This is a genomic window from Bradyrhizobium stylosanthis (assembly GCF_001641335.1).
Lineage (GTDB): Bacteria > Pseudomonadota > Alphaproteobacteria > Rhizobiales > Xanthobacteraceae > Bradyrhizobium > Bradyrhizobium stylosanthis.
Map to the genome: position 1 here is coordinate 1,150,906 of NZ_LVEM01000002.1, position 11,875 is coordinate 1,162,780.

Consider the following 11,875-nt stretch of genomic DNA (forward strand, 5'->3'; position numbering starts at 1 on the left):
TTCTTAGCCGACCGATATCACACGGTCCGACGGATTGGCAGCGTAGAGCTCGTCGATCAATGCGGTGCGATGTTCCAGCACCGCGCGCTGGTTGATCGAGCCCTTGTCGGTGACCTCCCCCTTGTCGATCGATAGCGGCGTATCCATCAGGATCGCGCGCGTGATCCGGGTCGAGGAGCCCGTGGCTTGGCCGAGGAAGCGGGTCAGGCGCTCGCGGAAGGCCTCGCGCACCAGCCGGTCGCGCGTGGCGACGACGAGATCGTCCGCCGGCAGCGTCGGGTTGATGAGGCGGCAGCCGTCGAGGTCGAGCACGACCAGCGCGGAGACCTCGTCGCGGTTGATGCCGGCGATGACGACGTCGCGCACCAGCGGCGCGCAGGCAGCGGTGAGGCGCGCGCGCAGCGGGCCGACGCTGACCCAGGTGCCGCTGGCGAGCTTGAAGTCCTCGCTGACGCGGCCGTCGAAATCGAAGCCGGCGTTGAAATCGTCGGGGTCGGACGGCTTCAGCGCGTCGCCCATCTTGTAGAATCCTTCCTCGTCGAAGGATTTTGCGGTGATGTCCGGCTGGCGCCAGTAGCCGGGCATCACGTTCGGCCCCTTGGCGCGCACCTCGAGCTTGCCGTTGTTCGGAACGAGCTTGGCGTCGTTGCCGGAGACGGGCAAGCCGACATGGCCGGAGCGGCTGGTGCGCGGATTGACCGACATGAAGAACGGCGCGGTCTCGGTCGCGCCAAGGCCGGTCAGCATCGGCACGCGATAGCCTTTTTCCTTCACCGCGAGCTCGTCGAGGCTGTCCCAGACGAACGGCGACAGCGCCGCGCCCGAGAAGAACATCGCATGCAGCCGGTCGAAGAATTTTGCGCGCAGGCCTTGGTCGTCGCGCAGGTAAGGCAGCAGCGATTCATAGCCCTTCGGCACGTTGAAATAGACCGTCGGCGAAATCTCCTGGAGATTGCGCACGGTCTCCTCGATGCCGCCGGGCACCGGCTTGCCCGCGTCCAGATACATCGAGCCGCCGTTGTAGAGCGTCAGGCCGATATTGTGGTTGCCGCCGAAGGTGTGATTCCACGGCAGCCAGTCGATGATGACGGGCGGCTCGTCCTTGAGGAAGGCGAGCGTCTCGCGCAGCATGACCTGATTGGCGCAGATCATGCGCTGGGTGTTGATGACCGCCTTGGGATTGCCGGTCGAGCCCGACGTCAGCAGGAATTTCGCGATGGTGTCGGGGCCGATCTTGCCATGCACCGCGTCGAGATCGCCGCGGACCGGCGTTGCCATGAGATCGGCGAGCAGGGTGACGTCGCGGCCCGGCACGCTGCCGTAGGACGCGGCGATCTCGGTGCCGAGCGAGACGTTGGCCGCGAGCGCGTCGGCGAACTTGTCGGCGTCCTCGGCGAAGACGAGGCCCGGCGTCAGCAGCTTCATCAGGTAGGAGAGCTTGCCGTAGTCCTTCGACACCAGCGAATAGGCCGGCGACACCGGGCAGAACGGAACGCCGGCATAGAAGGCGCCGAACGCCAGCAGCGCGTGGTCGATCGAATTGCCGGAGAGGATCACGACCGGCCGCTCCGCCGACAGGCCGCGCGCGATCAGGCTCGATGCGATGTGCCGGCTCGCGGTGAGCAGCTCGGCATAGGTGATCTTGCGCCAGCCGCGGCCGCCTTCGCGCTCGGCCATGAAGACGCGGTCCGGCGTCGTCGTCGCCCAGTGATGCAGGCGATCGGTGATGCGGACGGGATAGTCGCCGAGCGGCTGCTTCGGCCGCAAATAAATCGTGCCGTCGTCGCGGCGCTCGACATTGACGACGGGATCGCCGAACGAAATGGGCCGCAGCGGGAAAGTGCTCGCGCCGCGCTCCATGCTGGAAGAGGACGGCTGCGCGCTCATGACTTGGGCTTCACCTTCGCGGTCTTGTGTTCGAGGAATTCGCGGATCCGGCGCTTGGCCTCCTTGTCGCTCTGCGCGACGGTCGCCATCAGCGATTCCATCAGGAGACCCGTCTGGGGGTTGGCTTCCGCGATCATCGGCAGCGCCTGGAGCACGGCGAAATTCGTCAGCGGCGCGTTGGACGCGACCTTGGTCGCAAGCTCCAGCGCCTTGCCGAGCCCGTTGCCGGCTTCCGTGACATATTGCGCGAAGCCGTAGGAGGCGCCTTCGGTCGCGCTGTAGACGCGCCCCGTCAGCATCATGTCCATCATCCGGGCAACGCCGATCAGCCGCGGCAGCCGCACCGAGCCGCCGCCGCCGACGAAGATGCCGCGCTGCCCCTCCGGCAGCGCGAAATAGGTGGAGGGCTCGGCGACGCGGATATGCGCGGCACAGGCGAGCTCCAGCCCGCCGCCGATCACGGCGCCCCTCAGCGCGGCGATCACGGGCACGCGGCTGTACTGGATGCGGTCGAACACCCGGTGCCACATCTGGGAGTGCAGCAGGCCACCGGTGGCGTCATGGTCGGTCAGCTCGGAAAGGTCGAGGCCGCTGGAGAAATGGTCGCCGATGCCGTGGATGACGACCGCGCCGATGTCCTCGGGCAGGTTGGCGAAGCACTCGCCGATTTCCAGGATGATGCCGTCATTCAGCGCATTGCGCTTGGCCGGCCGGTTCAGACCCACGGTCAGAACCCGGTCCGCCCTCTCGATCCGGAGTAGCCCGGAGGCGCCCGCGTCAGCGGTCTCGGCGTTTCCCTGTGTCATTTGCGTCCTTATCAGAATAGTTATGTTGTATAACGAATTTTGGGGGAGTCAATATGGGTGAAGGGCGGCCATCCTCACATTCGGTGTCGTCCCGGCGAACGCCGGGACCCATACTCCCAGGGAGGAATTTGGCGAAGATTGGTCGTTCGGTACTCCGACCCGCCCGCAATCGATAGATCACGCGGCATAGGTCCCGGCCCCCCGCGCGCGCTTGCGCGCTAGGCCGGGACGACGACGGAGACTGTGGCGCGGCCCAAATCCCGAGAGCCGCCGCCCTCACACCACCTGATGCACGTCGATCACCACCCGGTCCGCGTGCCGCGCGGCCGAGCCGACGAAAATGTGCTCCATCAGCCAGCGGTATTTCTCATGCCCCGTCTCGAACTTCGGCACGGTGCGGAAGTAGATCAGCTTGGGATCGACCGGCTCGCCGCGCTTGAGCTTTTGCAGCAGCTCGACCGGGCCGAAGCGCATGCCCTTGTTCTCGACATAGACGATTGCGCCGTCATCGGTCTCGAAGGCGTATTTGGCCTCGAGGTCGATCAGCTCGTTGGGACGGATGGTCTGGAAGTCGGCGCCGAACGGCAGCACCTTGCCTGATATCGTGCCCGTCACCTCGCCGCCGATGATCGGAATGATGCGGCGGACGCCGATGCCGGTCTCGCCGGCGGTGACGACGTCGCCGATGCGCGCGGTGATGGTGAAGGCGTATTTGGTTTCGAGCGTCGGTGTGGTCATCGATTATCTCCGATCTATCGCACCAGCGTCTTCCCTTCTCCCCTTGTGGGAGAAGGTGGCGCGAAGCGCCGGATGAGGGGTTGCTTCCGCAAATGCAACTATGCGTGTGGAGAGAGACCCCTCACCCGTCTCGCCGCTATCGCGGCGAGCCACCCTCTCCCACAAGGGGAGAGGGGAAGACAGCTCGCCGCTCTATCACGTCTCCTAAGGCGCCATCATCCGAGTCGGCAGCCAGGTCGCCAGCAGCGGGAAGGCGATCAGGATCACCAGCCGCACCAAGTCCGTCGCCACGAACGGGATCACGCCCTTGAAGATCGTGGAGAAGGAAACATCCTTCACCACGCTCTTGATGACAAAGACGTTCATGCCGACAGGCGGATGGATCAGGCCGAGTTCGACGGTCATGACGATGATGACGCCGAACCAGATCGGGTCGAAGCCGAGATGCATGATGACGGGGAAGATGATCGGCACGGTCAGGATGATCATCGCCATGGCGTCCATCAGGCAGCCGAGCACGAGATACATCACCATGATCAGCGCCAGCACGCCGTAGGGCCCGAGGCCGAGGCCGGTCAAAAATTCCGTCACCTTCTGCGGCGTCTGCGTCACCGTGAGGAAATAGCCGAAGATCAGCGCGCCGATCAGCACGGTGAAGACGGCGGCCGCGGTGCGGGTCGCCTGCAGCAGCGAGGCCAGAATCTTCTCGCGGTCGAGCCGTCCCGTGACCACGCCGATGATGAAGGCGCCGGTGGCGCCGACGCCGCCGGCTTCGGTCGGCGTGAAGCGCGGCAGGAAGGGCAGGCCGTAGAGGCCGCCGATCACGAACACGAACAGCAGCACCGGCGCCCAGATCTCTTTCAGGCCGGCAAAGCGCTCGCGCCACGGCAGCACCTTGCCCTTGGGCAGAAAATCAGGGCGGAAATAGCCGATCAGGCCGATCGTGATCATGTACATGGTCATCGCCAGCAGGCCCGGGATGATGCCGGCGATGAAGAGCTTTCCGATGTCCTGCTCGGTGATGATGCCGTAGACCGCAAGCACGGTGGAGGGCGGCAGCATCGCGCCGAGCGTGCCGCCCGCCGCGATCACGCCGGTCGCGAACGACTGCGGATAGCCGAAGCGGCGCATCTCGGGATAGGCGACGGCGGAGAAGGTCGCGGCGGTCGCGACCGACGAGCCGCAGATCGCGGCGAAGCCGCCGCAGGCGCCGACGGTGGCGATGCCGAGCCCGCCGCGCAAATGCCCGACGAAGCCGTTGGCGGCGCGGAACAGCTCGCGGCTCATGCCGGAATTGCTGACGAAGGATCCCATCAGCAGGAACATCGGGATCACGCCGAAGGTGTAGTCGGTGACCGTGCGCATCGAGGTCTGGCCGACCAGCTTCAGCGCCGCCGTCCCGTTGACGAGATAGGCGAAGCCGGACACGCCGACGAGGCCCATGGCCATGCCGACGGGCACGCGCAGCAGCATCAGGGCGAAGAGGGAGATGAAGCCGATAACGGCGACGGCATCGGTGCTCATGACTACTCCGTCGCCTTCAGCTTGGGGTCGTGCATTTCTTCAGGGTGGAAGATCAATCGGTAGGTCCGGATCGCGATCAGCAGCACGGCCGAGACGTCGCCGATCCAGGCGACCGCGAAGAACGGCCAGGTCGGCATGTGCATGTCGAAGGTCTGGACGTTGTCGTTGTAGGTACCGCGCACCTTGTCGAACAGGGTCCAGGTCTGCACCGTCACGACGAACAGCAGCACCAGCGTCGCGAACACGTCGATCCAGCGCTGGTAGCGCGGTCCGACATTGCCCCAGACGAGGTCGACCGTGATGTGGGTGCCGCGATAGGAGGTCGCCGCGATGCCCCAGAAGATCAGGATGCCGAGCAGCATGCGGCCGATGTCGAAGCTGTCGGGGATCGAGTAGTTCAGCGTATTGCGCAGCAGCACCGACAGGAAGATGTCGAGCGCGACGATGCCGACGAAGCCGGCCGCGATCCATTCGATGGCATCGATAAAGCGGTCCATCCAGCCGCGCTTCATGGGAGGTGTCTTGTCGTCCGATGTCATGTCCGTTCTCGGCTCAGGCGGCGGGCTTCGCCTCTCCCCGCTCGCGGGGAGAGGCCGACACGCGAAGCGGGGCGGGTGAGGGGGACTCTCCGCGAGTCCGGCTGTCACCATCTTTGCGGAAGCAGCCCCTCACCCCAACCCTCTCCCCGTAAGGATGGGGAGAGGGAGGAGGAAGGACCGATCGCGTCGCGGCCTTACTCCGCCAGCGCGTTGTACTTCTTCAGCGAGGCCTTGAGATCCGCCAGCGCGGCGTCCGGATCGGCGCCGGCCTTCTTGGCGCCGTCGCCCCAGGTCTTGACCAGCGGCTCGGCGGCCTTCTTCCAGGCGGCGGTCTGCTCGGGCGTCAGCTTGTAGACCTCGTGGCTGGATTCCGCCTTCACCTTGTCGATGCCGGCGTCCTCGAACTTGCCCCAGTGCTCGCCGACCACGCCCGCCATCTCGACCGAGCAGTTCTTGTCGATCGCGGCCTTCTGCTTGTCGGACATCGCGTTGTACTTGTCCTTGTTGATCACGAACACGAAGGTCGTGGTGTAGAGCGGCGCCTCCATGTCGTACTTGGTCACCTTGTCGATGCCGAACAGCACCAGGGAGCCCCAGGGGAAGGTGACGCCGTCGGCGACGCCGCGCTCGATGATGTCGCGCACTTCAGGTGCGGACGACTGCACGTTGGTGCCGCCGAGCGAGGTGACGAAGTTCGCCATGGTGGCGTGCGCCGGGCGGATCTTCAGGCCCTTCACGTCTTCCGGCGTCACGATCTTCTTGGTCTTGGAGTGGAAGGAGGAGGGCGAGTGGACGAAGGCGAGGCAGTACTTGACGTCCTTCATCTCCTTCTCGGCGTATTTGCGGTACCAGGCGTCCAGCCCCATCGAGCCGCCCTTGGCATCCGAGATCAGGAACGGCAATTCGCCGGCGCCGATGATCGGGAAGCGGCCGGGCTGGTAGCCCGGATTGACGTAGGTGACGTCGGCGATGCCGTCGCGCGCCATGTCGTAGTGATCGAACGCCTTGCCGAGCTGCTGGGCCGGAAAAACCTTGCCCGTGATGGTGCCGCCGGAATCCTTGTTCACCGCGGCGACCCAGTCCTCCAGGGACTTCTGCAGCGGGTGCGAAGCCGGCACCCAGTGCGAGACCTTCAGGTCGACGGTCTTGTCCTGCGCCAACGCAGGGCTCACGCTTGCTGCCAGCAGCAAAGCCAGACAGGCCTTTCTCATCACGCGTCTCTCCCTCTTTTCAAAGCCGGCTTCGATGGCCAGGCTTCATTATTTAACATGTTATATAATTGGCCGGCGCGTTCAAGCCGGAACTGGCGCGACATCTACGTCAGCCGTGTTGCATGGATTTGTCGCGGCCCGGGCGGCCAGCCTCCCCTTTTGCCCAACGATTATATGATATAATTATCGTCTGCGGATCGACGCGACAAGCGCGACCGCGCCGCACTCTACAAAATCGGGAGGAGCAAGTATTGCGGACAAAAGTCGCAATCATCGGGGCCGGTCCGGCCGGATTGTTGCTTGGGCAACTGCTGCACGCCTATGGCATCGACAACGTGATCCTGGAGCGGCAGAGCCCGGATTACGTGCTCGGCCGCATTCGCGCGGGCCTGCTCGAGGAAGGAACCGTCGCGCTGCTGGACCAGATCGGCGCCGGCGCGCGGGCGCATGCCGAAGGCCTGGTGCATGAGGGCATCGAGCTCGCCTTTTCCGGCCGCCGCCATCGTATCGACATGAAGGCCGCCACCGGCAAGACGGTGACGATCTACGGCCAGACCGAGGTCACGCTCGACCTGATGAATGCGCGCAAGGCCGCAGGGCTCGTTTCGGTCTACGAGGCCAAGGACGTGCAGCCGCTGGATTTCGACGGCAGTCACCCGCGCGTAACCTATGTGAAGGACGGCGTCACCCATACGCTCGATTGCGATTTCATCGCCGGCTGCGACGGCTTTCACGGCGTCAGCCGCGCCAGCGTTCCGGCCACGGCCATCGAGGAGTTCGAGCGGGTCTATCCGTTCGGCTGGCTCGGCATCCTCTCCGAGACGCCGCCGGTCAGCCACGAGCTGATCTACTCCAACCACGCGAGAGGTTTTGCGCTCTGCACCATGCGCTCGATGAAGCGCAGCCGCTACTATGTGCAGTGTTCGCTCGACGACCATGTCGACCAGTGGCCGGACGACCGCTTCTGGGACGAGCTGAAAAGCCGGCTCGACCAGGAAGCCGCCGACAGCCTCGTCACGGGCCCCTCGATCGAGAAGAGCATCGCGCCGCTGCGCAGCTTCGTCGCCGAGCCGATGCGCTTCGGCAAGCTGTTCCTGTGCGGCGATGCCGCCCACATCGTGCCGCCGACCGGCGCCAAGGGCCTGAACCTCGCCGCCAGCGACGCGCATTATCTGTCGAGCGCGCTGCGCGAATTCTACGATGAGAAGTCCAGCGCCGGGATCGACGCCTATTCGACGAGGGCGCTGGCGCGGGTCTGGAAAGCCGTGCGCTTCTCCTGGTGGATGACCTCGATGCTGCACAAATTCCCCGACACCGGCACCATCGGCGCGCGCATCCAGCTCGCCGAGCTCGACTATGTCACGCAGTCGCAAGCCGCGATGACGTCGCTGTCGGAGAATTACGTGGGCTTGCCGTTCTAAGAAGGTGCCGTAGGGTGGATTAGCCCTGCAGATGCACGAAGTGCATCTGCTCGGCGTAATCCACCTCTCTGATCTCCGCGGAAACAGAAGTGGTGGGTTACGCCTTCGGCTAACCCACCCTACGGCGCGCCGCGCAACCATTTCAAACACCTGCGCAAATCCCGTTTAAAACTTTGTAATTGATGCGTCCGTCACGTCCATCGCGTTCAATGCTGCCAACACAGCAACGCGAGATCATCATGACCGGCACCGACATCCCCGACGGCTTCGAGCCGCTGTTCCGCAAGAGCCCTCTCACCGAGCCCTGGGAGCCGCTCTACGCGAAGAAGACCGACAAGGCCGTCGTCATAGGCCTGCGTTTGGCCAAGCCGCACACCAACGGCCGGGGCCTGATCCACGGCGGCCTCATCGCGGCGCTCGCCGACAACGCCATGGGCTATAGCTGCGCGCAGGCGACGGGCTGGACCACCTCGTTCGTGACGGTCTCGCTGACGGTCGATTTCGCCGGCTCCGCCGAGATCGGCCAGTGGTGCTCGATCGAGAGCGACGTGATCAAGACCGGCAAGACGATCTGCTTCGCGCAGTGCCTGGTGAAGGCCGACGACGCCGTGATCGCACGGGCCAGCGGAACGTTCCGCGTGGTGCCGAAGAAGGGGTAGCCTCGCGCGCTCTCTCCGTGTCCCGGACGCGCCGCAGCGTGCAACGCTGCTGCGCAGAGCCGGGACCCATGTCTCGACAGGATGCCGTGTCGCCTCTGGGTCCCGGCTCTGCGCAGCAACGCTCCGCGTTGCAACGCGTCCGTGACACAGTCACCCAAACCGCCACTCCGCCGTCTCCACCACCAGATCGATGAACGCACGCACCTTGGCCGAGAGCAGGCGGGAGGTCGGGTAGACGATGTGGATCGGCAGCGCCGGCTGCTCGTATTTTGCGAGCACGATCTTCAGCCGTCCGCGCTTCAGCCCCTCGGCCGCCTGATAGGCCAGCACGCGCGTCACCCCGCCGCCGGCCTCGGCATATTGCAGGGCGGCGTCGGCGCTGTTGCTGGCGAAGCGCGGGTTCGGCGTCACCTCGATGTCGCGGCCGTCCTGCACGAAACGCCAGATCGTGGAGGGGCCGAACGCGATGGTCTGATGCGCGAGCAAGTCCTCCGGTGTCTTCGGCTCGCCATGGCGTTTCAGATAACCGGGCGTGGCGACAACGATCCGCCGCATCTCGCCGACCTGGCGCGCCACGAGAGAGGAATCAGCGAGGTGGCCGATCCGCACCGCGGCGTCGACGGCGTCCTCCACGAGATTGACGAGGTTGTCCGACAGCCTGAGCTCGGCGGTAACTTCGGGATAGCGCTTCAAATACGCGGTCATGACCGGCGCGACATGCAGGCGGCCGAAGCCGAGCGGCGCCGACACCACCAGCCGCCCGCTCGGCCGGTTGCGCTCCTCGCGGGCGGAGCCGTCGGCCTCCTCGACATCGGCGAGGATGCGCCGCGCGCGCTCCAGATAGCGCGTGCCGACGTCGGTGAGCGCCACCTGCCGCGTGGTCCGCTGCAGCAGCCGGGCGCCGAGATGCTCCTCCAGCGCCGCGATCATCCGCGTCACCGCCGAGGGTGACAGGCGAAGCTTTCGCGCTGCCGGCGCAAAGCCGCGCAGATCGGCGACGGTGACGAAGACGTGCATGGCGTCCAGGCGGTCCATGGCCATTATTGCATATATTGCAACGATGAAGTGTCAAGCCGCTCGATTGTTTTAACAGCGGAAAGGTCCAGATTAGGCGTCGAAAGACGCAGCAATGCGCCGGAATCCAGGAGATGTTCCGATGACGGCCACCAACACCTACGCCAGCGATGTTGCCTTTTCGCCGGCGGTCAAATCGATCCAGACCCGCAAGGGGTCGCGCGACGGCTATGCCCAGGCCGAGCAGCGGGGATGGCGCACCGAGGTCGACGAGAACCTCGCCGCGTTCCTGGCCGACGCCAATAGCTTCTACTTTGCGACGGCCTCGGCCGACGGCCAGCCCTACATCCAGCACCGCGGCGGTCCGAAGGGCTTCCTCAAGGTGCTGGACAAGCAGACGCTGGCCTTCACCGACTACGCCGGCAACCGGCAATACATCACGCAAGGAAACCTGTCGGAGAATCCCAAGGCCTACATCTTCGTCATGGACTACGCCCACCGCCGCCGCGTGAAGATCTGGGGCGAGGCGCGCGTGGTCGAGGACGACGAGGCGCTGACGACATCGCTGATGCCGAAGGGCTACCGCGCCCGGCCCGAGCAGGTGATCCTCTTCAAGATCGCGGCTTGGGATACCAACTGCCCGCAGCACATTCCGCAGAAGTTCGACGGGCCTGATGTCGCGGCAGCGCTGGCGGCGCGGGATGCGCGGATCGCGGAGCTGGAAGCCGAGGTCGCGGCGTTGAAGGCAGAAAAGGCGCCCGGACATTAATCGCAAGCAAGTGCGACATGCTCGGTGCGCGCTCTCCCTTGTGGGAGAGGGTGGCTTGCGGCGCCAGCCGCGAGACGGGTGAGGGTTCCCTTCCGAAGGCGATGGTCCCACGTCGTCATTTGCGGAGAGGGCCCTCATCCGGCGCGTTCACGTGCGCGACCATCTCGCACACGTGAGATGGGCCGGCAATGGTCAGGACCACGTTCATATTGAACGGTTCGTGCTTGACCTAGATCAATCCACGATCGACACGCGCGATATTTTGCCGTGGGGCACAGCAAGATAATGGAGATTGCGATGACGAAGAAAGCAGCCGTTGCGGCGATTGCAATTCTTCTGACGACGTCGCCTCTTGCCTATGCAGCGGAGACGTCTGTCACCGTCGGAATGCGGCAACCCAGCGCCGCTGACATGAATAGCTTGACGGATATGCGTGTCGGCATCGTCAAGGCCGCCTTGCAGATGACAGCCGAGCAGGAAAAATACTGGCCAGCGGTCGAGGAAGCGATTCGCGCGAGAGCGAAGAATCGGCAGGCAAGGCTGGAGCGAATTGCTCAGTTGCACGACAACGGCCCGATGGATGCTCTCAACGAGCGAAATCCGGTCGAGCTGATGCAACGCAGGGCCGATCTGCTGGTTCAACGCGGCGCGGACCTCAAGAAGCTCGCCGACGCCTGGGATCCTCTCTACAAAACACTCACTCCAGATCAGAAGAGAAGGATGGCGTTCGTCTCCTATGTCGCCATGCGCGGCGCGCGGGATGCGATCGAGCATCATAGCGAAGCGGAAGACGACGACGACTAGTGGCGCGCTCCATGGAGGCACATCATGCTTCGATATATCCTGGTTGCATTGGCAGCACTCGTTTTGCTCACGGTCAGTCTCATTCCGGATGACGCATTCGCCCGACGTGGCGGCGGCGGTGGCGGGGTCCGCGGCGGCGGAGGCGGCATGCGCGCCGGCGGCTTCCACGGCGGAATGCATGCCGGCGGCATCCATCGCGGTGGCGGCTACGCTGGACGCGGCCATCGCGTAGCCGGAGGGCCTCGGCCTTCGCATCCCATCGCGGGACGACCGGGGTATCCGGGTCGTCCGATTGCCGGCCGTCCGGGCCGGCCGATCGCAGGCTATCCGGGCTATGGTGGCGGCTATCGCCCGGGCTGGGGCTACGGCGCCGCCGCCGTCGGAGCCGCTGCTGCCTACGGCGCCTACGGTGCCTACAACAACAGCAATTGCACCTACGACACCTACGGCAATTGGGTCTGTCCGGGTCAGTACCCCTACCAGAACTATTGAGATGCGCGCGC

12 protein-coding genes are annotated in these 11,875 nt (G+C 64.9%); 5 read left to right on the top strand and 7 right to left on the bottom strand.

Features of this window, described 5'->3' with window-relative positions; genetic code table 11:
• Positions 1-3 precede the first annotated feature (3 nt).
• The 6 genes from A7X65_RS17325 to A7X65_RS17350 all read right to left on the bottom strand — a co-directional run bounded on the left by A7X65_RS17325 (position 4) and on the right by A7X65_RS17350 (position 6,705).
• Positions 4-1,887, bottom strand: coding sequence for a feruloyl-CoA synthase (locus A7X65_RS17325; protein ID WP_063686794.1), 1,884 nt, complete (start codon positions 1,885-1,887; stop codon positions 4-6).
• On the bottom strand, positions 1,884-2,693 hold the full coding sequence (locus A7X65_RS17330; protein WP_063686796.1) for a crotonase/enoyl-CoA hydratase family protein: 810 nt from the start codon (positions 2,691-2,693) through the stop codon (positions 1,884-1,886). Before A7X65_RS17330 ends, A7X65_RS17325 begins: the two co-directional genes overlap by 4 nt.
• Positions 2,694-2,969: 276 nt before the next feature.
• Complete coding sequence (locus A7X65_RS17335) at positions 2,970-3,431, bottom strand: DUF3237 domain-containing protein (protein WP_063686798.1); 462 nt, start codon at positions 3,429-3,431, stop codon at positions 2,970-2,972.
• Between the two features lie 204 nt (positions 3,432-3,635).
• A complete protein-coding gene (locus A7X65_RS17340) occupies positions 3,636-4,955 on the bottom strand; it encodes a TRAP transporter large permease (protein WP_063686800.1) in 1,320 nt (439 codons plus the stop codon).
• A 2-nt stretch (positions 4,956-4,957) separates the two neighbouring features.
• The gene (locus tag A7X65_RS17345) at positions 4,958-5,467 is read right to left on the bottom strand and encodes a TRAP transporter small permease (protein WP_063686802.1); all 510 of its coding nucleotides are present in this window, start codon (positions 5,465-5,467) and stop codon (positions 4,958-4,960) included.
• Positions 5,468-5,688: 221 nt separating this feature from the next.
• Complete coding sequence (locus A7X65_RS17350; RefSeq protein ID WP_063686804.1) at positions 5,689-6,705, bottom strand: TRAP transporter substrate-binding protein; 1,017 nt, start codon at positions 6,703-6,705, stop codon at positions 5,689-5,691.
• Positions 6,706-6,956: 251 nt separating this feature from the next.
• Between A7X65_RS17350 and pobA the strand changes: the two genes are divergently transcribed.
• Both pobA and A7X65_RS17360 read left to right on the top strand, forming a co-directional pair.
• Positions 6,957-8,126 carry a 4-hydroxybenzoate 3-monooxygenase gene (pobA, locus tag A7X65_RS17355; protein WP_063686806.1) on the top strand — a complete coding sequence of 390 codons (1,170 nt, stop codon included), beginning with the start codon at positions 6,957-6,959 and terminating at the stop codon, positions 8,124-8,126.
• Positions 8,127-8,365: 239 nt separating this feature from the next.
• On the top strand, positions 8,366-8,785 hold the full coding sequence (locus tag A7X65_RS17360) for a PaaI family thioesterase (RefSeq protein ID WP_063687753.1): 420 nt from the start codon (positions 8,366-8,368) through the stop codon (positions 8,783-8,785).
• 150 nt (positions 8,786-8,935) lie between these two features.
• Here A7X65_RS17360 and A7X65_RS17365 read toward each other — a convergent pair whose 3' ends face one another.
• Positions 8,936-9,820, bottom strand: coding sequence for a LysR family transcriptional regulator (locus A7X65_RS17365; RefSeq protein WP_063687754.1), 885 nt, complete (start codon positions 9,818-9,820; stop codon positions 8,936-8,938).
• A 121-nt stretch (positions 9,821-9,941) separates the two neighbouring features.
• Between A7X65_RS17365 and A7X65_RS17370 the strand changes: the two genes are divergently transcribed.
• The 3 genes from A7X65_RS17370 to A7X65_RS17380 all read left to right on the top strand — a co-directional run bounded on the left by A7X65_RS17370 (position 9,942) and on the right by A7X65_RS17380 (position 11,864).
• Positions 9,942-10,568, top strand: a complete 627-nt coding sequence (locus A7X65_RS17370) for a pyridoxamine 5'-phosphate oxidase family protein (RefSeq protein ID WP_063686808.1) — start codon at positions 9,942-9,944, stop codon at positions 10,566-10,568.
• Between the two features lie 297 nt (positions 10,569-10,865).
• A complete protein-coding gene (locus tag A7X65_RS17375) occupies positions 10,866-11,372 on the top strand; it encodes a Spy/CpxP family protein refolding chaperone (RefSeq protein ID WP_063687755.1) in 507 nt (168 codons plus the stop codon).
• Positions 11,373-11,396: 24 nt separating this feature from the next.
• Positions 11,397-11,864 carry a hypothetical protein gene (locus tag A7X65_RS17380; RefSeq protein ID WP_063686810.1) on the top strand — a complete coding sequence of 156 codons (468 nt, stop codon included), beginning with the start codon at positions 11,397-11,399 and terminating at the stop codon, positions 11,862-11,864.
• Positions 11,865-11,875: the final 11 nt, after the last annotated feature.

Coding starts and splice junctions, on each gene's coding strand:
- A7X65_RS17325 (WP_063686794.1), bottom strand. CDS start 1,887: ATGAGCGCGCAGCCGTCCTCTTCCAGCATGGAGCGCGGCGCGAGCACT.
- A7X65_RS17330 (WP_063686796.1), bottom strand. CDS start 2,693: ATGACACAGGGAAACGCCGAGACCGCTGACGCGGGCGCCTCCGGGCTA.
- A7X65_RS17335 (WP_063686798.1), bottom strand. CDS start 3,431: ATGACCACACCGACGCTCGAAACCAAATACGCCTTCACCATCACCGCG.
- A7X65_RS17340 (WP_063686800.1), bottom strand. CDS start 4,955: ATGAGCACCGATGCCGTCGCCGTTATCGGCTTCATCTCCCTCTTCGCC.
- A7X65_RS17345 (WP_063686802.1), bottom strand. CDS start 5,467: ATGAAGCGCGGCTGGATGGACCGCTTTATCGATGCCATCGAATGGATC.
- A7X65_RS17350 (WP_063686804.1), bottom strand. CDS start 6,705: ATGAGAAAGGCCTGTCTGGCTTTGCTGCTGGCAGCAAGCGTGAGCCCT.
- A7X65_RS17360 (WP_063687753.1), top strand. CDS start 8,366: ATGACCGGCACCGACATCCCCGACGGCTTCGAGCCGCTGTTCCGCAAG.
- A7X65_RS17365 (WP_063687754.1), bottom strand. CDS start 9,820: ATGGACCGCCTGGACGCCATGCACGTCTTCGTCACCGTCGCCGATCTG.
- A7X65_RS17370 (WP_063686808.1), top strand. CDS start 9,942: ATGACGGCCACCAACACCTACGCCAGCGATGTTGCCTTTTCGCCGGCG.
- A7X65_RS17375 (WP_063687755.1), top strand. CDS start 10,866: ATGACGAAGAAAGCAGCCGTTGCGGCGATTGCAATTCTTCTGACGACG.
- A7X65_RS17380 (WP_063686810.1), top strand. CDS start 11,397: ATGCTTCGATATATCCTGGTTGCATTGGCAGCACTCGTTTTGCTCACG.